Source organism: Sphaerisporangium sp. NPDC049003, assembly GCF_043197795.1.
In the GTDB taxonomy this organism is placed as follows: Bacteria; Actinomycetota; Actinomycetes; order Streptosporangiales; family Streptosporangiaceae; genus Sphaerisporangium.
Genome location: NZ_JBICTU010000005.1, coordinates 180,927 through 207,224, shown reverse-complemented (window position 1 = coordinate 207,224; position 26,298 = coordinate 180,927). Strand labels below are relative to the sequence as shown.

The following is a 26,298-nucleotide window of genomic DNA, read 5'->3' as shown; positions in this document are numbered from 1 at the left end:
CTCATGAGCACAGCGAGAGGGGCGCACGCGGGCGCCCGCGAGAGTGAGCATGTCGACGCGCTGGTCGTGGGCTCGGGCTTCGGCGGCTCGGTCGCGGCGTACCGCCTCGCCTCGGCGGGGCTGTCGGTGGTGGTGATGGAGAGGGGCCGCGCCTACGCGCCTGGCATGTTCCCGCGCAGCCCCGCCGAGATGGGCAGGGCCTTCTGGGATCCCAAAGAGGGCCACTACGGCATGTACGACGTGTGGAGCTTCGGCGGCTGCGACTCGGTGGTCTCCAGCGGCCTCGGCGGAGGCTCGCTCATCTACGCGAACGTGATGATGCGCAAGGACGAGCGCTGGTTCGTGCACGAGGAGCCGATGACGGCGGGCGGGTACGAGTCGTGGCCGGTGGCACGGGCCGATCTCGACCCCCACTACGACGCGGTGGAGCAGATGATCGGCGCCACGCCGTACCCTCTCGACCACCCCGTCTACTCCGACACCCCGAAGACCAGGGCCATGCAGGACGCCGCCGCCGAGCTCGGGCTCGACTGGCGGCTCCCGCCGCTGGCCATCAGCTTCTCCCCCATCAGGGGCGCCGAGCCGGGGCTCGGGCTCCCCATCGCCGAGCCCGGGTACGGCAACCTGCACGGCGTGCCTCGCCGCACCTGCCGGCTGTGCGGCGAGTGCGACATCGGCTGCAACGACGGGGCCAAGAACAGCCTCGACCACACCTACCTCTCCGCCGCCCGCCACCACGGCGCCGACCTGCGCACGCTCCACGAGGTGCGGGCGATCCGGCCGCGCGCGGGCGGCGGCTACGAGGTGAGCTACCGCCGGTACCACCCCGAGAGCGGCCCGCGCGTCATCAGCTGCGACCGGCTGGTGCTCGCGGCCGGCACGTACGGCACGACGTACCTCCTGCTGCGGAGCCGCGCGCGGCTCCCCGGGCTGAGCGGCACGCTCGGCAGCCGGTTCTCCGGCAACGGCGACCTGCTCACGTTCCTGCTGCGGGCCAAGGACCGCAGCCGCACCCGCACGATCAACGCCAGCCGGGGCCCGGTCATCACGAGCGCGATCCGCCTGCCCGACGACGCCGACGGCACGCGCGAGACCGGCAGGGGCGCCTACATCGAGGACGGCGGATACCCGGCCTTCATCGACTGGCTGGTCGAGGGCGCCGACGTGGGGCACGAGATCCGGCGCGCCGCCCGCTTCATCGCCGACCGCCTGCGCGCCTTCGTCACGCACGACACCAACCTGTCCGCCGAGATCGCCGGCCTGGTCGGCGACGGAGAGCTCTCGGGAAGCTCCCTTCCGCTGCTCGGCATGGGCAGGGACGTACCCGACGGAGAGCTGCGGCTGCGCGACGGCAGGCTCGACGTCAAATGGAGCTCGCAGGCGAGCGAGGAGTACTTCGACCGCCTGCGCGCGACCATGCGGCGCATCTCGGACGTGCTCGGAGCCGAGCAGTCCGGCCTGCCCGCGTGGCTCGGGAAACGCATCATCACGGTTCACCCGCTCGGCGGCGTGCCGATGGGACGTCACCCCGGCGAGGGCGTCTGCGACGCCTACGGCGAGGTCTTCGACCATCCCGGGCTGTACGTCGCCGACGGCGCCGCCCTGCCGGGGCCTGTGGGCGCCAACCCGTCGCTGACCATAGCGGCGCTCGCCGACCGCATGTGTACCCGGCTGCTCGAAAAACGGCCTGTGGGAACACAGCACAGGAAAGAAGGACAGGCTCGAATGACCGTGGGAACCGGAGGGGTGGAAACCGCCCTGTCCGAGGAGGCGCTGAGCCTCGTGGCGGGCGAGCCCGCCGAGCGTACTTCGCTGTCGTTCACCGAGAAGATGGCCGGATTCGTCTCCCTCGGCGTGACCGACCCCCGTTCCGGTGGCCTGACCGGACGATCCGACGGTGACCGGTTCTCGTTCCGGCTCACCATCGACGTCGACGATGTGGACCGTTTCCTGTCCGAGCCCGAGCACCTCGCCCGGGCCGAGGGATGGATCGACGCCGCCTTCTGCGGGGGCAGGCGTCCGATCGAACGAGGATGGTTCAACCTCTTCGCGCCGGGCGACACTCCCGACCGGCGCGAGATGCGTTACCGGCTGTGGTTCACCGACCACGAGGGCCAGGCCCGCACCCTGGCCGGCTGGAAGGACGTACACCACGGGCCCGCCACACGGCTGTGGCTCGACACCTCGACCCTGTACACGCGGTTGCTGCGGGGTCACGTGCCGGAGGGCGGGGACGACGGGGCGGTGGTGGACGGCGCGGGGACGCTGCGCATCCAGCCCCTGGACCTCGCCGCGACCCTGAAGAGCTTCGACACCGAGGGCCCGCACGGCGTCGCCGCGCTGGTCCGGTTCGGGAAGTTCTTCGTCGGTCAGCTCTGGGACGTCTACGGACCGGGGTGAGGCGGAAACCCCGAGGCGGCCGATCGGTGAGAGGGAGGTGGATCCCCCGCCGATCGGCCGCCGGTCCCGGGGGTTCGGCGGCGCCGGTCGCGGTCGACGCGGTGCCTGGGTGAAACAGATGGCTCTCTGGACGCCTTCGTCCCCTATTTGGAGGGGTTAGGGGAGGGAGGCGGGGGTGTGGGCAGCGCCGCGAAGTCGACCTTGCCCGTGCTTTCGAGGAGGGTCATGTGCTTCATGACCACGTCGACCGCGACCTGCGCGAAAGCGCGGATCTCGGAGTTCTTGGTGCCCGCGCGGACCAGGGCGACCGCCGCGAACACCTTGCCGTGCGCCGCTCGCAGGCGGTCGGCGAAGGTCTTGTCGTAGGCCTGGCCCGTCTTGGTGGACAGCTCGGCCATCCACCCCTGCTGGTCCTCGTTCGGCGTGCTCGGCAGCTCGACGTTCAGCTTGGCGGCGAGGGCCCGCACCTGCTCGTCGAGCTTGGTGTGGTCGGCGACCAGCATCTGACCGACCTCCTTGACCCGCGTGCTCCCGGCCCGCTGCTGCGCCTGCTGCCCGGTCGGGATCTCCCAGAGCCCCGCCTGCCGCACTCGAACGAGGAAGTCGCGGTCGGCCGGCCCGAGCGGGCCCGACTCGGTGTCGGTCCAGTCGGCCGGGGAGTCCCCGCTGGCCGAGGTGACGGCGTTCGGCGCGATCATGAAGACCGCCACCGTGGCGATGACCAGGAAGGTCAGCGCCGCGAGAACCTCGACGAGCCGCATGGACCTGAGTTGAAGTCGGTTCACCGATGCCCTCTCCCTTTCGTGTCCCGGATCCCTACCGGCGCGCTTGTCAGGAGGAGGTACGGGGGGAAATCGCCGATGGTTCAACCAATGTGGTGAGATTTTCGAATCTTACGGAAGTTGCCGAATTTGCTCACGTGACGGGTGATGCGCTGCCACCATGTGCCTGTGCAGCGTCACCGCAGCGTCCGGTCCCGACCGGAGGAAGCCCACGACGACTCGGAAGAGCAGCTGGTCACAACGCTCTACCGCGAGTTCGGCGGTCCCCTCCTCCGCAATGTGCGCAGATTGACTGGAGGCGACCAGCAATGGGCAGAGGATGTCGTACAGGAGACGGTCTTTCGCGCGTGGCGGAACGCGGGGAAGCTCAACAGGGAGCCCGGCCTCCTGTGGGCGTGGCTCATGACCGTGGCCCGCAGGATCGTCATCGACGCCCACCGGCAGCGATCGGTGCGTCCGCAGGAGGTCGAACCTGACAGGCTTGACAGCGTCGCCATTCCCGACGGGTCTGAGCCGATGCTGTCGGCGATGGTGGTATCGGAGGCCCTGTACAGCCTCTCGGAGGAACACCGGGAAGCGCTCGTGCAGACCTACCTCCACGACCGTACGATCAATGAGGCGGCAGAGGTGCTGGGAGTTCCGCCCGGGACGGTCAAGTCCCGGGTGTACTACGCGCTTCGCGCCCTCCAGAAGACGATGAAGGAGAGGGGGTGACCGGTCTCATGGATTCACCCCCCCACGTCGAGGTGGCCGCGTACATCCTCGGAGTCCTCAACAAGGAGGACTCCGAGGCCTTCGATCTCCACCTGCTCGACTGCGCGAGCTGCCAGGACGAGCTACGGGACATGTACGAGCTGCCCGACGCGCTGGATGTGATCAAGCGCGGCATGAAGGGCACGGTGGACGACGCGGCCCGGGGCACGGTGACCGGCCCGGTGTTCAGCCCGCTGAACGACCCGGGCACGGGCACGGTGAACGGCACCGGGTACAGGACGAACGGAGCCGTGAACGGATCCTCGCCCACCGGCGTGGTGAGGGACCTGTGGTCACCTCATCCGCCGCGCAGGCCCCCCGTCCGGAGCCATCGCCGGGCCGCCTCCCGCGCCGGACGGCCGGACGACGAGCTCGCCGAGGCCCGGGTCCGGCGCCGCAGGGCCATGTGGCTCGGCGTCGCCGCCGCCCTGGTGATCGGGGCGACCGGCACCGCCACGGCGCGGCTGTGGCCGCGCGGGGCTCCCTCGTCCACGGTCGTGGCGGCGCCCAGCGGCTCCGCCAAGGCCGACGTCAGGGAGGGCACCAGCCCCGACACGGGGGTCAGCGGCTCGGTCGGCATGGTGGCCAAGGGCTGGGGCACGGAGGTCGCCTTCCAGCTCGCCGGGGTGCGGGGGCCCGAGCGTTGCAGCCTGGTGGCCGTCTCCCGGTCCGGCGACACCGACGTCGTGTCCGGCTGGCGGATCCCACCCGGGCAGGGGTACGGCGTGGCCGGGCATCCCGACCCGCTGCGCCTGACGGGCGGCACGGCCCTCACCAAGGCCGAGATCGACCATTTCGAGGTACGCAGGGAGGACGGGGTCCGCCTGCTGGCGATCCCCGTCGCCTGACCGGGGAGGAAACAGGGGGGCGCGGGCCAGGCGACGGCGCCTGGCCGCGGGGCATCCGCGTGCCACCGGGAGGGGCCCGGAGGCACGCGACGGGCACGGGGACGATGAGGACACAGCCATCCTTTCTATGTCCTACCGCCTGCTCTCGGTCGGGGCCGGGGTGAGCCGGAGCGCGAGCGCGGGGCACATCTCGATCGCCCTGCGCGCGTCGCCTTCCAGCCGGCCCGGTACGGACGCGGTGCTGACCACGGGGTAGCCGTGCTGGTCGAGCCTGATCAGCTCGGGTATGACCAGGGAGCACAGGCCGTGGCCCTCGCACCGTGCCCAGTCGAGGATCAGCTGCGCCTCGGCGGCGCGGGACGAGGGCTCGGCCGGCAGCGGCAGCACACCGCGCACCGGCATGCCGCAGGTGCCGTACGCCGCGTGCGTCATGATGTCCTCGGCGAAGACGTCGATGGCCGACAGCACGAACCGCGCGGTGCCGTCGGGGTGGCCGCAGGCGCCCCGCCCCCTCATGGTCGCGGCGGCGCGCTGCACCGCCTCGATGTGCCCGGTGCCGTCGGCCAGGGCTCCGAACGCCTGCGCCAGGTCGGGCAGGCCCATGTAGCACGGCCCGCACTGCCCGGCGCTCTGGCCCGCCATGTACCTGGCGACCCGGGCGGTCTCGCCCAGCGGGCAGGAGTCCCATCCGAGCGGCACCACGATGCCGGCGCCGAGCGCTCCGCCCAGGGCCTCGAACCCGGCGCGGGACACCTCCGCCCGCTCTACCGCCTCGGCCGACATCCACTTGCCGTGGTAGCCGCCGAGCAGGACTCCCTGTCCGACGGTGGCGTCGCACAGGTCGAGCACCTCGCGCAGCCGTACCCCGGTGGGCGTCTCCACGACGGCGGGACGGCGCGCCGAGCCGGTGACGCTCAGCAGCACCGTTCCGGGCTCGGAGGCGAGGCCCACCGAGGAGTACATGTCGACGCCCAGCATGGCCATCAGGGCGAGCTGCGCGTAGGTCTCGGCGTTGGACAGCATGGTCGGCATCCCGCCCACGCCGCTGTCGCTGGAGCGGACCTTGCGTCCGGGCGGGATGGGCCGCTCGCCGTTGATGCCGCGGACCAGCGCCCCGCCCTCACCGGAGATGAAGCGGTCGGGCATGCGGACCACCCGGACGGTGTCCGTCATGCCCCGCTCGTGGATGGCGTTGAGCAGCGAGCGCTCGCCGGGACCGCCGTGGGCCACGCCCACGACGATCTCCACGGCGGACAGCGCCCTGGCCACCAGGTCGGCGCCGTCCAGGATCAGGTGCGGGGCCCGGGTGAGCAGCACCTTGTCCTTGTGGGCCGCGGGCTCCCCCTCGGTGGCGTTGACCACCACCGTGATAGGCGCCCCCCGGCGACCGGCCGAGTCGATCACGGCTCTGAGCTTGCGGGCGAACGGGAAGCCCGCGCCGCCGCGACCGCGCAGGTCACCGAGCTCGGCCAGCGCGATCAGGTCGTCGATCGGCAGCCGGGGCATGTGACCGTGTACCCGCCGGTGGGTGTCGTAGTCGAGCCTCGGCGAGCTGTCGAGGCCGGCGGTCAGGCGACCTGGCCCGATCCGGAACACATCCTGGACTCCGTACGTGGTCATCGCCGCACCTCCTTTCTCAACGTCACCCAGAACTCCTCGTCGAAGACGTCGTCCACGCGGATCTGCTCCGCCTTGCGGCCGATGTTCGCGGGGCGGGCGGCGACGGGGCCGTCCTTGGGACCGACGGTCACGACCAGCCGTACGAGCACGGCGAGCGCGACCGCGGCGAGGGAGCCGACGTAGCACATGGTCACCCAGTCGGCGGCGGGCCGTCCCGCCGTGAGCCCGTGCACGATGGAGACGGGCCAGGAGACGTAGGCCGTGACGTGCAGCGCCCGCCACAGCCAGGGCCATTTGATGCCCACGAACCGCCCGCGGAAGGCGCCCGTGGCCGCCACCAGGATCATCAGGTCGGAGGCGATGGTGCCGAGCCCGACCGCGAAGCCGGATCCGCCGAACGGCAGGAACGCGTCGGCGGGGTTCACGCGCCCTCTCATTATCTGCAGGACCACGTGGGTGATCAGGGAGCCGACCGCCACGACGGCGAAACCCCTGTGCAGGCCCTGCATGAACACACGGTGCCGTACCGCGAGGATCAAGCGATCGGTGGCGGCCAGTCCGACCACCACCGTCCCGGTCAGTCCAAGGAGAGTGAACACCCCCGCATAGAAGATGAGGAACTGCTGCACTGCGACGAGGACCGATGCTCCGAGGAGAGCGGTCCCCGCCAGAAGCGACGTGGACGTGAACAGTCCGACCACGATTGGGCCCGTGATCGAGACCGTTGGGGAGCTCGTCGATGTCGCGTTTGATTCATCCCGTCCTCCGCCAGATAACGCAGTTCCGGCATAAACCGGACAACGTGCTGCTGGGTGCCTACCGGGATCTATCGGGACATTTGCGCGCGCGATCACACTAGCGCCTCGGCAGCCCCGCTGGTACCAGAACGTTACAGAAATTCGGCGCGCTTGAATTTTGCACGATCCGGGGTAAATACTGCTGGACAAATCAGACAAGCAATGCTAGACGACCGCTTATCGCCCGAAAACAAGTGGCCTGACCTCGGCGATCCGCTCTAACGTTTGACGACGTGGAGACTCTCAGCCGCCGCACGATCACCGATTCCGCGGGCCATCCGGTACTCAGCTATGTCGAAGGCACCCGCGCCGGGCGTCCGTACGCCGACCTCGCGGAGGTGCTCGGGCCGGGAGCGGTGGAGGTCATCCTCCGCGAGATGGCGGGCTGGGTCGTCTCCGGCGACGAGGACCTCGGACGGCGCCTGATGGCCGCCGGCGGGCGGCGCCTCCGCCACGCCCACGTCTACTCCCGCGACCTGCGCGCCGACCCCGCCCCGCCGGAATGGGCGGAGACCGGCTACGGCGTGGTCGCCTGTGACGCCGTCCCGGCCGAGGAGGTCTTCCCGGCCTGGCGGAGCGCCTACCCGCCGGAGCATCCGGACCACAACGCGGGCGACGACACCACCGTGCTGGAGCGCGATCTCGCCCCGATGCTCGCCGGTCGGTCGTACGGCCGGCTGCTCCCCTGCGGCGGCCTGCTCCTGAGGGAGGGCCAGGTGGCGGCGGGCGTCGTCGTCGGCGAGCTCGACGGGAGTCCGCCCTTCGGCGGCCCGTGGGTCCTGGACGTCTTCCGCGCCCCCGACCCGCGGTTCGCCGGGCTCGGCGCCGTCATGCTCCGCCGCGCCCTGGCTCTGGCCACCCTGCACGGCCTGCCCATGCTCGGCCTCGCCGTGAGCGACGGCAACCCCGCGCGGCGCGTGTACGAACGCCTCGGGTTCCGTCACACGTTCTCGTCGATCACCGTGATCGTCCCGGGCTGACCCCGGTGGTCAGGAGCGCAGGTAGGCGAGGACGGCGAGCACCCTGCGGTGCTGGTCGCCGTCGTCGGCGTACAGGCCGAGCTTGTTGAAGATGCTCCTGACGTGCTTCTCCACCGCCCCGTCGGTGATGACGAGCTGGCGGCCGACGGCGGGGTTGGACTTACCCTCGGCCATCAGCCCGAGCACCTCGCGCTCCCTCGGGGTCAGGGAGCCGAGGGGATCGTCTCTGCGACGCCTGACCATCAGCTGGGCCACCACCTGCGGGTCGAAGACGGTGCCTCCGGAGGCCACCCGGCGAAGCCCGTCGAGGAACTCCTCCACGTCGGCGACCCGGTCCTTCAGCAGGTAGCCGACCGCCCCCCGGGCGTCGGCGAGCAGGTCGTCGGCGTAGGAGACCTCGACGTACTGCGAGAGGATCATCACCGGGGAGCCCGGGACCCGGCGCCTGGCCTCGACGGCGGCGCGCAGGCCCTCGTCGGTGAAGCTGGGCGGCATGCGGACGTCCACCACGGAGATGTCGGGACGGTGGGCGGCGACGGACTTCACCAGAGCGTCGCCGTCTCCCACCGCGGCCACCACCTCGCAGCCGAACTCCTCCAGCAGCCTCACCAGGCCTGATCGGATGAGAACGGCGTCATCGGCCACGACTACGCGCACGGAACCTCCGCAATGATCAATGTCGGGCCGCCCGCCGGGGACCGCACGATCAGCTCGCCGTCGACGGCACGCAGCCGATCGGCCAGACCGGCAAGACCGTGGCCCTTGGCGACGTGTGCGCCGCCGACCCCATCATCGCCGATCGCGAGCAGCAGCGTGTCACCCACGCGGCTGAGCGCGAGCGTGCACAGCTCGGCCCTGCTGTGCTTGCCGATGTTGGTCAGCGTCTCGGCCGCCACGTAGTAGAGGGAGTTCTCGACGACGGCGGTGTACCTCTCGACGGTCTGCACGTCGAGCTCGACCGGGATGATGCAGCGACCGGCGAGCGCGGCGAGCGCTGGGGCGAGCCCCCGGTCGCTCAGGATCGGCGGGGCGATGCCCCGCGACAGCGCCCGCAGCTCGTCGAGCGTCTCGCGGGTGGCCGTGATCGCCTCCGACAGCGTCGCGTGAGCGCCCTCCGGGTCCTTCTGGAGCTGGCGCTGGGCACGGGAGAGCTCCATCGCGAGGTACACCAGGCGCTGCTGCGGCCCGTCGTGGATGTCCCGCTCCAGCCGGCGCAGGGCGCTGGCCTCGGCGGACACCGCGGCGGCTCGTCCTTCGGTGAGGTCGTCGATGCGCTCGTGCAGCTCGGCCACCCCGGTGAGCAGGGCCCTGCCGAGCCCCGCCTGGAGCAGGGCCCCGCCCCTGACGATCCCCGGAAGGGTGATCGCGAAGACCGCCCCGATGACCAGGTAGAACGCACTGTCGGTGAGGTAGCCCCTGCCGAACCCGAGCAGCTCGGGGAGCTGGGTGTTGCCGGGGATGTTGGAGATGATCCAGCCGTACAAGGGGTACAGCAGGCCCGCCACGGTCACCGCCCACCAGGTCACGGTCACCACGAACGTCACGATCGCGATCGGGAAGACCACCACGCCGTGCAGCAGGTCGAGCCAGGACTGGCCGTTGGCCAGCGGCTGGATCAGCCTGCGTGCCCACCCGGCCGTCTCCGGGGGCTTCTTGTACCGGGGGCGGGCCACCGGGCGGCCGAGGATCTCGGGGAGCCAGCGCCGCTCCACGTCGGCGAAACCGCGTGCGATCAACATGGTCACGGACAGGATGGGGAGCCCGATCCAGACCACGACGGTGCCGAGCCCCGCGGAGAACCCGGCGACCAGCAGGCTGAAGCTCAGGATGGCGAGGGGTAACCCGAGCAGGGTGTAACGGGTGTCGGCGCCAAGGTGCTTGAGGAGGGATCTCATGGCGACCAAGCTACGAGCCGCGACGGGGCCCGTTCGACCCCGTGCGCCGGTCTCACCGGGGTAGGGCCAGCCCTACCGGAAACGGTCATGTGATCTCCCCTGAAGACACCCGTATGCGTCACTGCGCCGGCATGTCCTCCGGCGGGAGCCTCGGGTCATCGGATTTCCCCTGATTTCCCGTGGCTCCCCCCTGACGATACGAGGTGCGCCGTGCCTGCACTGCTCGACAGACCCCCGATCGCGCCTCCCCAGGCCGAGGTGACCGGCGGAGGCGTCACCCGCCCCGCCTCCGCCCCCGCGCGCCACGGGCGGCCCGGACGCGACGTTTTCATCGACCTGCTCCGGCTTTTCGGCATCGCCGTCGTGGTGCTGGAGCACTGGAGCATCCCGGTCCTGTCCTACGCTGAGGGCCGAATCACCACGGGCAACGCGTTCACCGCGCCCGGAGCGTTCGCCATCACCTGGATCAGCCAGGTGATGCCCCTGGTCTTCTTCGCGGGCGGGGCCGCCAACGCGATCAGCCACCGGTCGCACCTGGAACGCGGGGGCGGCGAGCCGCTCTGGCTCGCGGGCCGCGTCCGCCGCCTGGCCTGGCCGGTGCTCCCGCTGGCGGTGGTGTGGATCCCCCTCCCCCACGTGCTGCTCGCCCTCGGCCTGCCCGGACAGCCGGTGGAGACGGCCGCCCGCCTGGCCGGGCAGCTGCTGTGGTTCCTCGCCATCTACCTCCTCGCGGTGGTCCTCACCCCGGTCCTGCTCCGGCTCGGTGAGCGGTACGGATGGCGCGTCCCCGCCGCGCTGGCCGCGGGGGCGGTCGTGGTGGACGTGGTGAGGTTCACCGGGCCGGAGGCGGCCGGGTTCCTCAACGTCGGGCTCGTCTGGCTGGCGGTACACCAGCTCGGATTCCTCTACGCGAGCGGCCGGCTGGGCGGGTATCGGCTGATGGCGGCCGGCGGTTTCGCCACCGCCGTCGTCCTTGTGGCCTTCGGGCCGTATCCGGGCAGCATGATCGGGATGCCGGGCGCCGCGATGTCCAACATGGCCCCGCCAACCGTCGCGCTGCTGGCCGTGGCCTGCGGGCAGATCGGGCTGGCGATGATCCTGCGCCCCGCCATCCTGCGGCTGGCCGCCAGGCCCGCCGTCAAGCGGGTCGTGACCTGGGCCGGGCCGCGCATGATGACCGTCTACCTGTGGCACATGAGCGCGCTGTTCGTGGTCGCGGGCGTGGCGGTCGTGGGGCTGGGCATCGCGACCCCCTCTCCCGGCGGCGGCGCCTGGCTGGCCGGATGGCCGATCTGGCTCGCCGCCCTGGTGCTCGTCGTACGGCCGCTGATCAGGCTGTTCGCCCGCTTCGAGGAGCCGCCCGCCACGTCGTACGGGACCCCGGGGTGGGTGAGGGCCGTCTCTTCGGCGGGGCTGGCGGGAGCGGGGCTGCTCACGCTGACGGTCACCGGCTTCGCCCCGGGAGCGGCGCCGATGCTGGGAAGCGCCGCGATCGTCACCGGCCTCGCCCTGGTCACCCCGATCGGGCGCCCGGCTCAGTGATCGGCGGAAAGCCAGACGTAGCCCGCGAACCGGCCGGTCAGCCGCTCCCTGCGATGGGAGTAGAGGCCGGCCGTCTCGATGGTGCAGCGGTCGTCGTGCCGTACGTCGGTCACCCCGGCCCTCGCGAGCTGGGCGGCGATGCCCGCCCGCAGGTCGAGCGCCGGAGTGCCCGCGCGGCTGACCGACCACGCCTCCGGCAGCACCTCGGCCACCTCCCGGCGCAGCTCCTCGGGCACCTCGTAGCACGCGCCGCACGCCAGCGGCCCGACCAGCGCGACCAGGTCGGCGGCCCCGTGCGAGCGCATCGCCTCCACCAGCGCGGTCACCACGCCGGCCGCCGTACCGGCCCGGCCCGAGTGCGCCCCGCCGACCAGGCCCGCGACGGGGTCGGCGAGCAGGACGGGCGCGCAGTCGGCCGCGAGCACGGCGAGCCCGAGGCCCGGCCGGTCGGTGAAGACGCCGTCCAGCGAGGGCGGGTCGGCTCCGAAGGGCCCGGCCGCGTAGCTCACGTCGCGGCCGTGGACCTGCCGCATGAACACGACCTCGCCGGGGTCGAGCCCGAGCTCCTTCGCGGTGCGCGCGCGGTTCTCCGTGACGGCCGCGGGATCGTCGCCGACCGACCCGCCGAGGTTGCGCGTGCCGTACGGCCCGGCGCTCACCCCTCCGTGACGGTCGGTGAACGCCATCCTGACCCGGTCGATCGCAAGCACGCCGCCAGTTTACCCAGCGCGGGCTCCATGATCACCGCTGGCTACAGGTGGGTGCCGGCGGCCATCGGGGAGACGTCGAGGCGTCCGTCGTCGCAGGGGGCGGCCTTGAAGGGGATCTCCAGGTGCGCGTCGACCTCGTCGGGCGGCAGGATGATCAGCCGTGCGGACTCCGGGCACCGGGTCTCGCGCCCGGTCGGCACCACGGTCCAGTGCGTCTTGGCGTAGGCCCCGGCTCCCGGCCGGAGGGTGATCCGGCGCGGCTGGGTCCCGTCCCTGCGTGTCCTGGTGCGCAGCACGTCGCCCCTGCCGTCGATCATGATCAGGCCGACGTAGCCGTACACCCAGCAGGTCCTGGCGGATTTGTTGGTGAGCACCAGAGGGGCGTACCGCTGCCCGGCGCCGGGCGAGACGGCGCCGACGCGCGCCGCGAGCGAACCCGTGTGGCACCGCCCGGCCGCGGCCGCGACCGTGGAGGACCCCGCGGAGGAACCGGCCGTGGCCGTAGAGGACCCCGCGGAGGAACCGGCCGCGGCCGACACGGTCACCACACCCGCCACCACGGCCGACACGAAGGCGAGACGTCTGGCGTTGTTGGATGGCTTCATACCGTGTTAGACGCACCTTGCGCGGCATTTGTTCTGAGGCTGTCGTAGAGCGCCTGGGTGCGGGCGGCGATGGCGGGCCAGGAGAAGTGCTCGACGGCACGCCGGCGCCCCGCCTTGCCCATCGAGGCGGCCAGTTCGGGGTCGGACAGCACGGCGTTGACCCGCTGGGCGATGGCGTCCGCGAACTCCTCCGGATCGTGCGGCTCGCCGTCGGTCCCCTGGTCGATGGGGACGAGCAGGCCGGTCGAGCCGTCGGCGACGACCTCGGGGATCCCGCCGGTGGCGGTGGCCACGACGGCGGTCTCGCAGGCCATGGCCTCCAGGTTCACGATGCCCATCGGCTCGTACACCGACGGGCACACGAAGACGGTGGCGTGGGTGAGGATCTGGATGACCTCGGTCCTCGGCAGCATCTCGGAGATCCACACCACCCCGGCCCTGCTCCCGCGCAGCTCCTCGACCAGCCCGGCGACCTCGGCGGCGATCTCCGGGGTGTCGGGCGCGCCCGCGCACAGCACGAGCTGGGCGTCCGGGGCGAAGGACCGCGCCGCGCGGAGCAGGTGGACCAAGCCCTTCTGCCGGGTGATGCGCCCGACGAAGACCACGTACGGCCTGGCGGGGTCGATGCCGTGCGCGAGCAGGACGCCGGTTTCCCGGTCAGGCGCGTACTCGCCCGTGTCGATGCCGTTGTGGATCACGGTCACGCGGTCGGGCGCGATCTCCGGGTAGCAGGTGAGCACGTCGCGCCGCATGCCCTCGGACACCGCGATCACCGCGTCCGCGCCGAGGAGGGCGGTGCGCTCGGCCCAGGAGGACAGGGTGTAGCCGCCGCCGAGCTGCTCGGCCTTCCACGGGCGCAGGGGCTCAAGGCTGTGGGTCGTGACCACGTGCGGCGTGCCGTACAGCATCTTGGCGACGTGACCCGCGAAGTTGGCGTACCAGGTGTGGCTGTGGACCACATCGGCCCCCTCGCACGCCGACGCCATCTCCAGGTCGACGCCGAGCACCTGGAGCGCCGGGTTCGCGGTCTCCAGGCCGCCGGGGACGCGGTAGGCGTCCACGCCGCCCTCGTCGCGCCGGGCCCCGAAGCACCGGACCCGCACGTCGGCCAGGCTCCGCAACTCCCTGGCGAGATACTCGACATGGACCCCGGCTCCGCCGTACACCTCGGGCGGGTACTCACGGCTCAGTAGATCAACACGCATGGATAAACCTTAGCGTTTGGCGGTGTTTCGGCAGGTTTAGCAGGGTAAAGCCGGGTAACGTCCTCTCATGACGACGCCCAGAATCCTCGCTATCGTGCTGGCCGGTGGCGAGGGGAAGCGGCTGATGCCGCTCACAGCCGACCGTGCCAAGCCGGCGGTGCCCTTCGGAGGAATCTACCGCCTGGTCGACTTCGTCCTGTCGAACCTGACCAACGGCGGCTACCTCAAGATCGTCGTCCTGACCCAGTACAAGAGCCACAGCCTCGACAGGCACGTCACGCGCACCTGGCGGATGTCGACCATGCTGGGCAACTACGTCACACCGGTGCCGGCGCAGCAGCGGCTCGGCCCGCGCTGGTTCGCCGGGTCGGCCGACGCGCTCTTCCAGAACCTCAACCTCATCTACGACGAGCTGCCCGAGCACTGCATCGTCTTCGGCGCCGACCACATCTACCGCATGGACCCCCAGCAGATGGTCCAGCAGCACATCGAGTCCGGCGCCGACGTCACCGTCGCGGCGATCCGCCAGCCCCTGTCGCTGGCCGACCAGTTCGGCGTGATCGAGACCGACCCGGCCGGGCACAGGATCGTGGCGTTCCGCGAGAAGCCCACCGACGCCATCGGCCTGCCGGACGCCCCCGACCAGGTCTACGCCTCGATGGGCAACTACGTCTTCAGGACCCAGGCGATGATCGACGCGCTGAGGGAGGACGCGCTCGACCCCAGCAGCAAGCACGACCTGGGCGGCAACATCATCCCGATGTTCGTGAAGTCGGGCGGCGCGCAGGTGTACGACTTCGCCCACAACGTCGTGCCCGGCTCCACCGAGCGCGACAAGGGCTACTGGCGCGACGTCGGCACCCTCGACGCGTACTACGACGCGCACATGGACCTGGTCTCGGTACACCCGGTGTTCAACCTCTACAACGACCGCTGGCCGATCTACACCGGCCACGACCCGCTGCCGCCCGCCAAGTTCGTGCACAACGACGGCGACCGCGTGGGGCACGCCGTCGACTCGCTCGTCTCGCCCGGCGTGATCGTCTCGGGGGGCGTGGCCTCGCGGTCCATCCTGTCTCCCGGGGTCGTGCTGCACTCCCACTCCCAGGTCGAGGACTCGGTCCTCATGGGGTCCGTCAAGGTCGGCAGGGGCGCCATCGTCCGGCGGGCGATCATCGACAAGAACGTGGTCATCCCGGACGGCGCCCGGATCGGGCTCGACCTCGAACACGACCGCTCCCGGTTCGCCGTGACGAGGGAGGGCGTGGTCGTGATCGGCAAGAACGAGGTCGTCGAGAGGTGACCCCCCGAGCCCTTGAGGATCTGGCGAGCGATTTCACGGCCGCCGGAGGGCAAGATATTGCCAGATAGGGGTATGGCATCAGGTATGACCGAAACCACGCGCGGACCCGATGACATGGGCGATGACGCGCAGTTGACCGAGATAGAGGAATGGACGGACAACCTGCCCATCGGCCATGAGATCGCCGAGGACGATCCCGACGATCGGAACGGCATCTCACGGCGGGTGTGGCAGGAGGCGCCCGAACGCGGTCGCGTGCCCCGCGAGGAACACCGGCTCGTCGCTCCGGACGAGGGCGCCCACGCGGACGTCGACTCCGAGGAGTACGCCCAGGAGGTCGGACCGGACGACGGCGACCTTTCCGCCGAAGAGCGGGCGATGCACATCGAGCCCGACTAGCACGCGAGCACCCTCCGGGGTTTCTGCCCGCTTGATCAGGCTTGCCCGGCCGAAGCGCTCTATCTCGCGCTAAGGTCCCGATGTGCGGAGATCACGGCCATTCTGGCGGCTGACGCCGGCGGAACGTCAGGTGTGGGACGCCTATCCCTCGGGCGCGTGGGTCGACCTGCGCACCGGTGACGCCGGGCGCGACGACCCCGCGCAGGGTGCGCGGTGGGGGCGAGAGCGGACCGTCCGCGCTGGCCTCATCACCGCGCTCATGCTCGGAGCGCATCCCGCGGGGCCAGGTCAGGTGGCGGGGCTGCGCCTCGCCGGGGCCCGCGTCGTCGGCGAGCTCGACCTCTCGGACGCGACGATCACCACGAAGCTCCACCTGCTGAACTGCCACCTGTCGGGCATCGTCTCCCTCACCGACGCGACCGCCAAGGGCCTGCGCTTCCGCGGCTGCGACATCCGCCGCATCCGAGGGGCCCGCTGCACGGTCGACGGGCTGTTCGAGCTGGACGCGTGCACGATCCGCGCGGGAGTACGGCTCGACAACGCCCACATCGCCGGCCAGTTCCGCCTCAGCCGTACCCACCTGTTCGCGCCGGACCAGCCCGCCTCCGTCGCCTCCGAGAGCTTCAAGGAGGACAGGAGCCGGACAGTGACCGAGGCTGAGAAGCGCGATCGGGGCTGGGACCAGGACCACTGGGCGCTGTGGGCCGGGGGCCTGACCGTGGACGGCGGCGCCTTCTTCCGCGACCTGCGGGCCACCGGCGGCCTCAGGCTGATCGGTGCCCGCTTCAACAGCGGCCTCTACCTCCAGCGCGCGGTGATCAAGGGCACCGGCCCCCTCGCCGTGTACGCCGACCACATGCACGCGTCCAGCGCGGAGTTCAGCGCCGGCTTCACCGCCGAGGGCACCGTACGGCTGCGCGGGGCGCGGGTGACCGGAGTGCTCTCCTTCGACCGGGCCGTGGTGAGCGCCCCGGTCCGCTGCCTGCACCTCAGCCACATGCAGGTCGACGAGCTCATCCTGCGCCCGGAGTCGGTACAGGGCGAGATCAACCTCGGCTACTCGCGGATCGGCGTCCTGCTCGACCACCCCGACGCCTACCCCGGGCACGTCCGCCTCAACGGGCTCACCTTCGAGTCGCTGCGGGGCGGCACCTCGCTCGCGGACCGCCTGGCCTGGGTGGCCCGTGACCCGCAGGGCTACCGGCCGCAGCCCTACGAGCAGCTCGCCGCGTGGTACCGCAGGATCGGCCACGACCAGGACGCGCGCGGGGTCCTGCTCGCCAAGCAGCGGGCCCGGCGCTCCACGATGCGCTTCCCGGGACGGCTCGCGGGCTACCTGCTCGACCTGGTCGTCGGGTACGGGCACCGCCCCTGGCTGGCCGGGGTGTGGTTCGGCCTCCTGCTCACCGTCGGGACGGCCGTCTTCGCCACCCATCCCCCCGCCCAGGTGGGGCTGGACGAGCGGCGGATCTTCCACCCCTTCCCCTACACGCTCGACCTGCTGGTCCCGGTGAGCGTCTTCGAGCAGCGGGGCGCCTGGGAACCCGTGGGATGGACGCAGTGGCTGGCGAACATCCTCATCGCGTCGGGCTGGATCCTCGCCACGGCGCTGATCGCGGGCGGCACCCGCGTGCTCAGGCCGTCGAACAACTGAGCGGCCGACCGGCGCCCACCTCAGACCCCAGGGCCCGCCGCGCGTCCGGTGAGGTTCTCCAGGCGGGGACCGGCGGTCTTCTCCGCGCGGGAGCGGGCGGGCCGTTCGCCCGGGAGGTCCTCCACGCGCAGACGCGGCAGCGCCTCGGGGTGGTTCTCCCGGATGTAGGCGATCAGGTGCTCGCGCATGTCGCACTTCAGATCCCACACGCTCGGCGCGTCGGAGGCGCTCATCAGCGCCCGCAGCTCCACCACGCCGTTGGGCTGGATGCCGGTCACCTGGAGGGTCCAGTCCTTCTGGTCCCACAGCGGATGCTCGCGCAGCCGCCGGTACAGCTCCGCCCTGATCTCCTCGACGGGCACCGACCAGTCGACGTACAGCATCACGTGCCCGACGACGCGGCTCTCGTAGCGGGTCCAGTTCTCGAAGGGGGTGGTGGTGAAGTGCGAGACCGGCAGGATGAGCCGGCGCTCGTCCCAGAGCCGCACGACGACGTAGGTCAGCGTCAGCTCCTCGATCCGGCCCCACTCGCCGCCGACCACCACGGCGTCGTCCAGCCGGATGGCGTCGCTGAAGGCGAGCTGCAACCCGGCGATGAGGTTGCTCAGCGTGGACTGCGCGGCGATGCCCGCCACCACGCCGGCGATCCCGGCCGAGGCCAGCAGCCCGGCGCCGAGAGCCCGCACGGACGGGAAGCTGAACAGCATCGCCCCCGCGGCCACCACGATCATGACGGCGGCGGCCACCCGCCGTACGAGGGTGATCTGCGTGCGGATGCGGCGCGCCCTGCGGTTGCCGTCGCCCTCGATCGTCCCGAGCCGCGCCAGCACCACGTCCGTCACCGCGTACGCGGCCTGGATGACCAGCCAGGCCACGGTCGCGATCAGCAGCACGGTGACGCCCTGCTCCACCGCGTAGGAGGCGTCCTCGCCGGTCATGCCCGGCGCGAATCCGGTGTTGAACGCGACCAGGCCCGCCGTGGCGAACCCCGGCCACGTGCACCGCTCGACGATCGGGCCCGCCAGCGAGAAGCGGCCGTTGACGCGACGGGATCTGAGCAGCCGCCTGAGCAGCTCCACCGCCACGATGGCCGCCACCACGACGAGCACAAGGACAACCCAATTGACTGCTGATGACACGGACGGCGCCTCCTTCGTCGTCTTTCCTACCGTGTGCCATCGGTTGGGGGAAATCAGATTGGCTCAGAACACCTCGTCGAAGCTCACCGTGCCCTCCACCGCCACCTGGTAGGCGGACACCCTGCGCTCGAAGAAGTTCGCCAGCTCCTGCACGTCCTGGAGCTCCATGAAGGCGAACGGGTTGGCCGTGCCGTACCGGATGGGCAGCCCGAGCCGCACCAGGCGCCGGTCGGCGACGTACTGGAGGTACTCGCGCATCTGGTCCGCGCTCATGCCGGCGAGGCCCTCGCCGCACAGGTCACGGGCGAACGCCAGCTCGGCGGCGACCGCCTCCTCGATCATCCGGGTCACCTGGGCGCCCAGCTCGTCGTCGAAGAGATCCGGCTCCTCCGCCCGCACGGTGTCCACCACCGAGAAGGCGAACTCCATGTGCATGGACTCGTCGCGGAACACCCAGTTCGTCCCGGTCGCCAGCCCGCCCAGCAGGCCGCGCGAGCGCAGCCAGTACACGTAGGCGAAGGCGCCGTAGAAGAACAGGCCCTCGATGCAGGCGGCGAAGCAGATCAGGTTGAGCAGGAAGGCCCCGCGGTCCTGCCGGGTCGCGAGGCGGCTGAGCCCGTTGATCGAGTCGATCCACCGGAAGCAGAACTCCGCCTTGTCCCTGATCGACGGGATGTGCTCGATCGCCGCGAACGCCTTGGCCCGCTCGTCGTGGTCGGGGAGGTAGGTGTCCAGCAGCGTGAGGTAGAACTGCACGTGCACGGCCTCCTCGAAGAGCTGCCGTGAGAGGTACAGCCGCGCCTCGGGGGCGTTGACGTGCTGGTACAGGTTCAGCACCAGGTTGTTGGCCACGATCGAGTCGCCGGTCGCGAAGAACGCCACCAGGCGGTTGATCAGGTGCCGCTCCCCCGGGCTCATCTTCGCGAGGTCGGCGAGGTCGGACTGGAGGTCCACCTCCTCGACCGTCCAGGTGTTGCGGATCGCGGCCCTGTACCGCTCGTAGAACTCGGGGTACCGCATCGGCCGCAGCGTCAGGTCCATTCCGGGGTCGAGCAGCATCACTGGCAGGCCTCACAGATCTCGGGGTTTTCGAGGGAACACGCGACGGCCGCGAGGTCGGGCACGACCTCGAACGTCTGGACGGAGTCCGCGCCGCGCGCGGACGGCGACGGGGACGCCGACGGGGAGCCTGCCGTGGACTCGGCGGCCACGGTGGTCTGCGCTATGCGCGTCGCCGGACGCGAGCGCAGGTAGTACGTGGTCTTCAGCCCGGACCGCCACGCATAGGCGTACATCGACGACAGCTTGCCGATGGTCGGGGTGGCCATGAAGAGGTTGAGGGACTGCGACTGGTCGATGTACGGCTGCCGCGCGGCGGCCAGGTCGATCAGCGCCTTCTGCGGCAGCTCCCAGGCGGTGCGGTACAGGGCCTTGAGGTCCTCGGGAACCGAGGCGATCTCGCCCACGGACCCGTCGGCGCGCTTGACCGCGTCCCTGACCTGCGGCGTCCACAGCCCGCGCTCCTGCAGATCGCGGACCAGGTAGCGGTTGACCTGCAGGAACTCACCCGAGAGCGTCTCGCGCTTGAAGACGTTGGACACCTGCGGCTCGACGCACTCGTAGCATCCGGCGATCGAGGCGATGGTCGCCGTGGGGGCGACGGCCAGGAGCAGCGAGTTGCGCAGCCCGGTGACCGCGACGCGCTCGCGCAGCTCCGCCCACTCGGCGGGGTGTACCGGGTTCGCCGCCGGGAAGTGGTCGAGGTGCAGGACTCCCCCGGCCGCGCGCGTGTCGGCGTACGACGGATGCGCCCCGTGCGCCTCGGCGAGGCTCGCGGACGCCCAGTAGGCGGCGAGCGCCATCTCCTCGGCGATCCGCGTGGACAGCGCGAGCGCCTCCGGCGAGTCGAAGGGAAGCCGCAGCGAGAAGAAGACGTCGGCGAGGCCCATCACGCCGAGGCCGATCGGCCGCCAGCGCAGGTTGGCGGCCTCCGCCTCGGGTGTGGGGTAGAAGCCCCGGTCGATGGACCGGTCGAGGAAGCGGACGGCCGTCGCCACCGTGGAGCGCAGCCGGGCCCAGTCGACCCCGCCGTCCACCAGGTGCGCGGCGAGGTTGACCGAGCCGAGGTTGCACACGGCCGTCTCGGCGTCGCTGGTCACCTCAAGGATCTCGGTGCACAGGTTGGACAGGTGGATGACGTTCCCGGGCCTGGCCGTCTGGTTGGAGGCCCGGTTGGCGGCGTCCTTGAACGTCATCCAGCCGTTGCCCGTCTGCGCGAGGGTGCGCATCATGCGGCCGTACAGGGTCCTCGCGGGGAGCTGGCGGACGTAGAGCCCGGCCTCCTCCGCCTCGCGGTACCTGGCGTCGAACTCCTCGCCCCACAGGTCGACCAGCTCGGGGACGGCCTTGGGGTCGAACAGCGACCAGACGCCGTCGTCCTCGACGCGGCGCATGAACTCGTCGGGGATCCAGTTCGCCAGGTTGAGGTTGTGGGTGCGGCGGGCGTCCTCGCCGGTGTTGTCGCGCAGCTCCAGGAACTCCTCGACGTCGGCGTGCCACGGTTCGAGGTAGACGCAGGCCGCGCCCTTGCGCCGCCCGCCCTGGTTCACCGCCGCGACGCTGGAGTCGAGCGTGCGCAGCCAGGGCACGATGCCGTTGGAGTGACCGTTGGTCCCCCGGATGAGCGAGCCGCGCGACCGGACGCGGGTCCAGGAGACCCCGATCCCCCCGGCGTACTTCGACAGGCGCGCGATCTGGCCGTACCGCTCGTAGATGGCCTCCAGCTCGTCGCGGGGCGAGTCGAGAAGGAAGCACGACGACAGTTGCGGGCGCCGCGCCCCGGAGTTGAACAATGTCGGCGAACTGGGCAGGTACGACAGCGTGGAGATCAGCCGGTAGAGCTCCGCGGCCTCGGCCACCGTGCCGGCGAGCCCGCAGGCCACGCGCAGGAAGAAGTGCTGAGGCGCCTCCAGCACGCCGCGCGTGACGGGGTGGCGCAGCAGGTAGCGGTCGTAGACGGTGCGCAGCCCGAAGTACTCGAAACGCGCGTCGCCCTCGGGGTCGACCAGCTCGTCCAGCACGTCCGCGTTGGCCCGCACGAACTCGGCCAGCTCATCCTGGATCAGCCCCGCCGCGTGCGTGGCGGCGATCGACTCCGAGAACGTCCGCACGCCGTGCGCCGCCGCCTCGTCCGCGATCTCCTCGGCCAGCAGCCCGGCGGCGATCCGGGAGTTGGCGGGATCGGTGACGACCCGGGCGGCGGCCTCCTCGATGGCAAGGCGCCTGTCCCCGGTCTGGTACGGCAGTGGCAAATCGCGTGTCACGGTCACGTGCTCTCCCTCGTTGCGCTCGAATCCCCGCAAGGAGGGCACGCGTCGGAGCACGACCGGCAGGCGTCGCGCCGAGCGGGCAGGCCGGATACCCCGTCCGCGGCCCTCCCTCGAGGCCTGGACGACATGTCACCGGCAGGTCTTCGGACTCGCGGGCGTCTTCTCACGCCTAGTGGCCGTCGCTTCCCAGGCCTTCCGCTGCCCAGTGCTCATGTGACGGCGGTCGTTCCCGCTCACCGCTGCGGGGCAGCCCCGGAATCGCACCGGGTTCCCTCTTACCTCGCTCCGCAGAGCGAACCAGCAACGATCAGGATCCTACATGTAGTGGGCGCCGCCACAACAACCCCTACAGGTTGTGTCAGGGGCCGTTACTTACTGCCACTCGCACCATGGATTACCTCCTCAACGAACCGTGACACGAAATCGAGGGCGCTCTGGAGGGGGAGAGGGGTTGCGGCCGGAGCGGCGTCGCCGGGCGGCGGGATCATCGCCCTGTGCGTCCCCCGGCAGCCGCGCCATCCCCCGCGACCGGGGGACCCCCGGCACGGTGGTCGTGATCGATGCGAGCCAGTGCCGCGACGCCTGTGGCGAGCGCGCCTCGCAGCGCGGTGCGCTGTCCGGGTTCCAGGCCCCCGAGGTCCTCCTCCAGGTCGTCGAGGAGGTCGGTGAGGATCTCCTCGGCCAGTGGTTCGATCGCGGTGGCGGGTCCGAGCTTGCTCAGCACCGCTGCCGCACGCGCCGGGGTGAGCCGCTCGACCGCCTCGGCGACAAGCCATCCCGGGACACCTGCCGCTCCCTCGACCGGCGGCACATACGGCCGGGCACCCTGATAGCGGGAGTCCTCAGCGAAGCGCGGATGCTTGCGTTTGACCAATGGACGCGGGATGGCCCGCGTGCTCGCCTTCCAGCGCCCGGCCGGTCTGAGCACCAGCCCCTCGGCGAGGTTGTCCGCCAAGGCGGGCAACCCGAGCAGTGCGGGGAGCCGGCTGGAAAAGGCCGGCGGTAGTTCGCCGAGCGTGGACAGCGCCCCTTCGGCGAGGCGCGGCACGCAACGCGCTCCCGCCCGAGCGGCCGCCTGGCGCAGGGTGTCATCGGCGAGCCAGACGACGCCCTCTTCGGTCTCGAAGGCCGCGTCAAACAGGATCCATACCAGATCAGGGCAGTACCACACGCCTGTCTGCACTGGTTGGACGCCGGGCACCGCCGTCACCTCAGGATGCGGATAGTGACCGCCGGCCAACTCCCCATAGAGCACCAGGTTGCCATCGAACCCCTCCAGGCCACGCAGGAACCGGGCCATCTCGGCGGCCGTGACCGCCAGATCCGGCCAGATCCGCGACAGCCCGAAGAAGGAGTCGAGCTCCGCCTCCGACAGCAGGACCCGCCGCTTGGCAGGCCATACCGATGTGCCGTCGCACACCACCGCCAGATGCGCGCCGTGGATCTTCTCGGTGGCCACCCACGGGCCGCCGGTGTGCGGGACAGGGCCCGCACGCCGCGCCATCTTCGGGTAGACCGACCACTCGACGTCCATGACCAACCCTTCCGTATCGAAGACCTCACCGCCCGGCCAGAGTAGAGCCAGACCGATCATCGACGACAAGGGTTTTCGGCTCGACGCACGCGGTCGCGACGCTGCCACGCGGTTGGTGCCGGTGACCGAGACGGCGTCGGCGTCGGCGTCGGCGTCGGCGAACGGCCTCGACACTCTCCCCGGCGGCCGTGGCCGCTCAGGCGCGCAGGCCCAGCTCGCCGAGTGCCCGGCTCAGCCGGGCGGACTCCACGCGCAGCCACTGCCGGAACTCCTCGCCCTCCAGGTACAGCGGGGTCCAGCCGTTCCGCGCGCACAGCGCCCTCCAGCGCGCCGAGTCCGCGATGTCGTGGCACAGGCCGATGAGGGCGGCCCGGTCGTCGTCGGCGAGGTCACCGGCACCGAGCAGGCCGCGCCAGTTGGCGCAGGACAGGTGTACGTCGCACTCCAGCAGCGTCGGGGCGTCCAGACCCTGGATGCGGTCGGGCGAGGAGACCGCCAGCGCGTGCAGCTCTCCGGCCCGTACGCGCTCGCGCACCCCGGCATGGCTGCCGAGCGCCGCCACCACGCCCCCGCCCGAGAGCGCGGTGACCGCTTCGTCGCTGGTCGGGTAGGCCACGTAGTGGAGCAGACGCGCGTCCAGGCCGAGGCTCTGGGCGAGCATGCCGAACAGGACGTGGTCCATCCCGCCCTCGGCCCTGCCCGCCACCGCCAGCCTGGCCGGATCGCGCCGCATCGCGTCGGCGAACGCGCCGAACGACCCGAGGCGCGAGGACACCGGGACCACCAGCACCTCCCACTCGCCGCAGAGCCTGGCCAGCGGCGTGGTCCTGGCGAAGGCGCCCGCGGGCCGGACGGTCCGTACGGTGCCGACCAGTTCGGGCTCGGCCATGAGGATCTGGTCGGCGCGCCGCGCGCGGGCGAACTCCGTCAGCGCGACGTGCGGCGGGCGGTTGACGACCCGCACCTGGCCGGCCAGCGCGGCCCGCTCGGCCGTGCCGGCGAGGGCCCGCGCGACCCGGTCGGCCTCGCCCCCGTACGGCCCGGGGACGACCATCGAGAGCCGCGTCGCGGCGAGCGAGCGTGAACCGGTGGTGCTCCCGCATCCCGCGGCCAGCGCCACGAGCCCCGCGCCGAGTGCGAGCACCTCCCGTCGACGCATGGTTCATGCCCTTTCCCCCGATATACGGCTAAATGCCCACTTCAGACCATGTACACACGAAGGTGCGGCAGGAGCGCCCTCCCGGCCAAAGGGCTCGCGTCGGCGTCAGCCTCGGCACACGGCCCGGCCCGGCCGCTCGCCGGTCGAGGTCTAAGACACTCAAACTTGATACTCTCATCTATGAGTGTTTCACCTATGAGTGCCTGCGAGGACGTATGGATGGATTCATCGGCAGGCGGGGAGAGCTCGCCGCGCTCTCGCGCATGCTCGCACGGACCGAGGCGGGAGGCCGGGCAGGACGTCCCGGCCGAGCGGTGCTCATGCGCGGGCGGCGGCGCGTCGGCAAGTCCCGCCTGACCGAGGAGTTCATCGGGCGAGCCGACGTACCCCACCTGTTCTTCACCGCCTCCGCGCAGCCGAGTCTCCAGGCCGATCTTGCGCTGTTCACCGACGCCGCCCGTTCTTCCTCACTTCCGGGAGCCCAAGCCTTCCAGGAACAGGCCCCGCGGACGTGGGACGCCGCTTTGCATCTGCTCGCGGCGGCGTCGCCCGCCGATCGTCCCAGCGTCGTCGTCATCGACGAGATGCCGTACCTGATCGCCAACGATCCGGGGTTCGAGGGCACCCTGCAGAAGGTCTACGACCGGGAACTGTCGAAGCGCCCCGTCCTGCTGCTGTGCATCGGTTCCGACCTGGCGATGATGGAAGCGCTCAACGAGTACGGCCGTCCGTTCCACCAGCGCGCCACCGAGATGGTGATCCCCCCGCTCAATCCGGCCGAGGTCGCCGAAATGCTCTCGCTGCCGGCCGCCGACGCGTTCGACGCGTATCTGGTGACCGGCGGGCTCCCGCTGGTCCTCGACGAATGGCCTGAAGGCGACAGCGTCTTCGACTATCTCGGGGACGCCGTCATGGATCCCACGTCCGCCCTGCTGGTGAGCGGTGAGCGCGCCCTGGTGGCGGAGTTCCCCACCGGGGCCATGGCGCGGCAGGTCCTCACCGCGATCGGCTCAGGAGAGCGCAGCTTCTCTCTCATCGGCCGGGCGGCGGGCGGCATGCCCCAGGCCTCACTGAACAGGGCACTGCACCTGCTCACCACGAAACGGATGGTCGAAGCCCTCGTACCACTCTCCACCCGTCCTTCGAGGGAGACGCGGTACGTGGTGGCGGACCCGCACCTGCGCTTCTGGCTGAGCTTGCTCGGCCCCTATCTCGTGGAGGTGGAGCGTGGTCGCGGCGACCTGGTGCTGCAGCGGATCAAGAAGTCATGGACGGCATGGCGGGGCCGGGCAGTGGAGGCGGTCGTCCGGGAGGCCCTGTTCAGGATGCCAGGCAGCATCCTTCCCGAGGGCACCGGAGCGGTCGGAGGCTACTGGACGCGCACCAACGACCCTGAGATCGACATCGTGGCGGCCGATCGCGCGCCGGTCGCCAAGCGCGTCACGGCCGTCGGCTCGATCAAGTGGCTGGAGAACCGCCCCTTCGACGGCCACGACCTCGCCCGGCTGGTTCTCCACCGCTCCCTGCTGCCGGGAGCGGACGACACCACCCCTCTGCTGGCGGTGTCCCGGAGCGGGTCCACGGTCGACGGGCTGCCCACGATCGTCCCCGACGACCTGCTGAGCGCCTGGAGGTGACGAATGT

The 26,298-nt window shown here is 71.1% G+C and carries 22 protein-coding genes and 1 riboswitch; of the genes, 9 read left to right on the top strand and 13 right to left on the bottom strand.

Annotation, left to right across the window (positions count from 1 at the left end; genetic code table 11):
- Nucleotides 1-3 precede the first annotated feature (3 nt).
- On the top strand, nt 4-2,400 hold the full coding sequence (locus tag ACGFIV_RS07475) for a GMC family oxidoreductase (protein ID WP_358545997.1): 2,397 nt from the start codon (nt 4-6) through the stop codon (nt 2,398-2,400).
- Nucleotides 2,401-2,543: 143 nt separating this feature from the next.
- Here the strand turns inward: ACGFIV_RS07475 and ACGFIV_RS07470 are convergent, their stop codons facing one another.
- Nucleotides 2,544-3,185, bottom strand: a complete 642-nt coding sequence (locus ACGFIV_RS07470) for a DUF4142 domain-containing protein (RefSeq protein ID WP_358545999.1) — start codon at nt 3,183-3,185, stop codon at nt 2,544-2,546.
- 165 nt (nt 3,186-3,350) lie between these two features.
- Between ACGFIV_RS07470 and ACGFIV_RS07465 the strand changes: the two genes are divergently transcribed.
- Together ACGFIV_RS07465 and ACGFIV_RS07460 are read left to right on the top strand one after the other, a co-directional pair.
- Nucleotides 3,351-3,896 carry a sigma-70 family RNA polymerase sigma factor gene (locus tag ACGFIV_RS07465; protein ID WP_380831328.1) on the top strand — a complete coding sequence of 182 codons (546 nt, stop codon included), beginning with the start codon at nt 3,351-3,353 and terminating at the stop codon, nt 3,894-3,896.
- 8 nt (nt 3,897-3,904) lie between these two features.
- Nucleotides 3,905-4,783, top strand: coding sequence for a zf-HC2 domain-containing protein (locus ACGFIV_RS07460; protein ID WP_358546000.1), 879 nt, complete (start codon nt 3,905-3,907; stop codon nt 4,781-4,783).
- Between the two features lie 132 nt (nt 4,784-4,915).
- Here ACGFIV_RS07460 and ACGFIV_RS07455 read toward each other — a convergent pair whose 3' ends face one another.
- Both ACGFIV_RS07455 and ACGFIV_RS07450 read right to left on the bottom strand, forming a co-directional pair.
- The gene (locus tag ACGFIV_RS07455) at nt 4,916-6,403 is read right to left on the bottom strand and encodes an NADH-ubiquinone oxidoreductase-F iron-sulfur binding region domain-containing protein (RefSeq protein WP_358546003.1); all 1,488 of its coding nucleotides are present in this window, start codon (nt 6,401-6,403) and stop codon (nt 4,916-4,918) included.
- Nucleotides 6,400-7,104 (bottom strand): hypothetical protein, encoded by a 705-nt coding sequence (locus ACGFIV_RS07450; RefSeq protein ID WP_358546005.1) that lies wholly within the window; start codon nt 7,102-7,104, stop codon nt 6,400-6,402. Before ACGFIV_RS07450 ends, ACGFIV_RS07455 begins: the two co-directional genes overlap by 4 nt.
- 329 nt (nt 7,105-7,433) lie before the next feature.
- Here ACGFIV_RS07450 and ACGFIV_RS07445 point away from each other — a divergent pair, with 329 nt between their 5' ends.
- Complete coding sequence (locus tag ACGFIV_RS07445) at nt 7,434-8,180, top strand: GNAT family N-acetyltransferase (protein ID WP_358546007.1); 747 nt, start codon at nt 7,434-7,436, stop codon at nt 8,178-8,180.
- A gap of 9 nt (nt 8,181-8,189) precedes the next feature.
- On the opposite strand, the gene ACGFIV_RS07440 is transcribed toward ACGFIV_RS07445, so the two are convergent.
- Together ACGFIV_RS07440 and ACGFIV_RS07435 are read right to left on the bottom strand one after the other, a co-directional pair.
- Nucleotides 8,190-8,837 (bottom strand): response regulator transcription factor, encoded by a 648-nt coding sequence (locus ACGFIV_RS07440; protein ID WP_358546009.1) that lies wholly within the window; start codon nt 8,835-8,837, stop codon nt 8,190-8,192.
- A complete protein-coding gene (locus ACGFIV_RS07435; protein WP_358546012.1) occupies nt 8,828-10,075 on the bottom strand; it encodes a sensor domain-containing protein in 1,248 nt (415 codons plus the stop codon). The genes ACGFIV_RS07440 and ACGFIV_RS07435 overlap by 10 nt, the downstream gene beginning before the upstream one ends.
- Nucleotides 10,076-10,285: 210 nt before the next feature.
- Here ACGFIV_RS07435 and ACGFIV_RS07430 point away from each other — a divergent pair, with 210 nt between their 5' ends.
- Nucleotides 10,286-11,617: an acyltransferase gene (locus ACGFIV_RS07430; protein WP_358546015.1), complete on the top strand. Its 1,332-nt coding sequence runs from the start codon at nt 10,286-10,288 to the stop codon at nt 11,615-11,617.
- Here ACGFIV_RS07430 and pgeF read toward each other — a convergent pair.
- The 3 genes from pgeF to glgA all read right to left on the bottom strand — a co-directional run bounded on the left by pgeF (nt 11,611) and on the right by glgA (nt 14,137).
- Nucleotides 11,611-12,303, bottom strand: coding sequence for a peptidoglycan editing factor PgeF (pgeF, locus tag ACGFIV_RS07425; RefSeq protein ID WP_358546047.1), 693 nt, complete (start codon nt 12,301-12,303; stop codon nt 11,611-11,613). The two genes, ACGFIV_RS07430 and pgeF, sit on opposite strands and share 7 nt — an antisense overlap.
- A 65-nt stretch (nt 12,304-12,368) precedes the next feature.
- A complete protein-coding gene (locus tag ACGFIV_RS07420; protein WP_358546017.1) occupies nt 12,369-12,932 on the bottom strand; it encodes a DUF4232 domain-containing protein in 564 nt (187 codons plus the stop codon).
- Nucleotides 12,929-14,137: a glycogen synthase gene (glgA, locus tag ACGFIV_RS07415; RefSeq protein ID WP_358546019.1), complete on the bottom strand. Its 1,209-nt coding sequence runs from the start codon at nt 14,135-14,137 to the stop codon at nt 12,929-12,931. Before glgA ends, ACGFIV_RS07420 begins: the two co-directional genes overlap by 4 nt.
- 67 nt (nt 14,138-14,204) lie before the next feature.
- Between glgA and glgC the strand changes: the two genes are divergently transcribed.
- The 3 genes from glgC (at nt 14,205) to ACGFIV_RS07400 (ending at nt 17,493) form a co-directional block, all read left to right on the top strand.
- The gene (gene glgC, locus ACGFIV_RS07410; RefSeq protein ID WP_358546022.1) at nt 14,205-15,440 is read left to right on the top strand and encodes a glucose-1-phosphate adenylyltransferase; all 1,236 of its coding nucleotides are present in this window, start codon (nt 14,205-14,207) and stop codon (nt 15,438-15,440) included.
- 84 nt (nt 15,441-15,524) lie between these two features.
- Nucleotides 15,525-15,839 (top strand): DUF5709 domain-containing protein, encoded by a 315-nt coding sequence (locus ACGFIV_RS07405; RefSeq protein WP_358546023.1) that lies wholly within the window; start codon nt 15,525-15,527, stop codon nt 15,837-15,839.
- An 82-nt stretch (nt 15,840-15,921) separates the two neighbouring features.
- Nucleotides 15,922-17,493, top strand: coding sequence for a hypothetical protein (locus tag ACGFIV_RS07400; protein WP_358546025.1), 1,572 nt, complete (start codon nt 15,922-15,924; stop codon nt 17,491-17,493).
- A 20-nt stretch (nt 17,494-17,513) separates the two neighbouring features.
- Here ACGFIV_RS07400 and ACGFIV_RS07395 read toward each other — a convergent pair whose 3' ends face one another.
- The 5 genes from ACGFIV_RS07395 to ACGFIV_RS07375 all read right to left on the bottom strand — a co-directional run bounded on the left by ACGFIV_RS07395 (nt 17,514) and on the right by ACGFIV_RS07375 (nt 24,654).
- Complete coding sequence (locus ACGFIV_RS07395) at nt 17,514-18,632, bottom strand: mechanosensitive ion channel domain-containing protein (protein WP_358546027.1); 1,119 nt, start codon at nt 18,630-18,632, stop codon at nt 17,514-17,516.
- A gap of 63 nt (nt 18,633-18,695) precedes the next feature.
- A complete protein-coding gene (locus tag ACGFIV_RS07390) occupies nt 18,696-19,691 on the bottom strand; it encodes a ribonucleotide-diphosphate reductase subunit beta (RefSeq protein WP_358546028.1) in 996 nt (331 codons plus the stop codon).
- Nucleotides 19,691-21,961 carry a ribonucleoside-diphosphate reductase subunit alpha gene (locus tag ACGFIV_RS07385; protein ID WP_392832855.1) on the bottom strand — a complete coding sequence of 757 codons (2,271 nt, stop codon included), beginning with the start codon at nt 21,959-21,961 and terminating at the stop codon, nt 19,691-19,693. Before ACGFIV_RS07385 ends, ACGFIV_RS07390 begins: the two co-directional genes overlap by 1 nt.
- A gap of 116 nt (nt 21,962-22,077) precedes the next feature.
- Nucleotides 22,078-22,278: riboswitch (cobalamin riboswitch) on the bottom strand.
- 167 nt (nt 22,279-22,445) lie between these two features.
- Entirely contained in the window at nt 22,446-23,669 is a 1,224-nt protein-coding gene (locus ACGFIV_RS07380) for an RNA ligase family protein (RefSeq protein ID WP_358561082.1), read from the bottom strand.
- A gap of 22 nt (nt 23,670-23,691) precedes the next feature.
- A complete protein-coding gene (locus ACGFIV_RS07375) occupies nt 23,692-24,654 on the bottom strand; it encodes a tripartite tricarboxylate transporter substrate-binding protein (RefSeq protein WP_358561079.1) in 963 nt (320 codons plus the stop codon).
- 215 nt (nt 24,655-24,869) lie between these two features.
- Between ACGFIV_RS07375 and ACGFIV_RS07370 the strand changes: the two genes are divergently transcribed.
- The gene (locus ACGFIV_RS07370; RefSeq protein WP_358561077.1) at nt 24,870-26,291 is read left to right on the top strand and encodes a DUF234 domain-containing protein; all 1,422 of its coding nucleotides are present in this window, start codon (nt 24,870-24,872) and stop codon (nt 26,289-26,291) included.
- Nucleotides 26,292-26,298 lie beyond the last annotated feature (7 nt).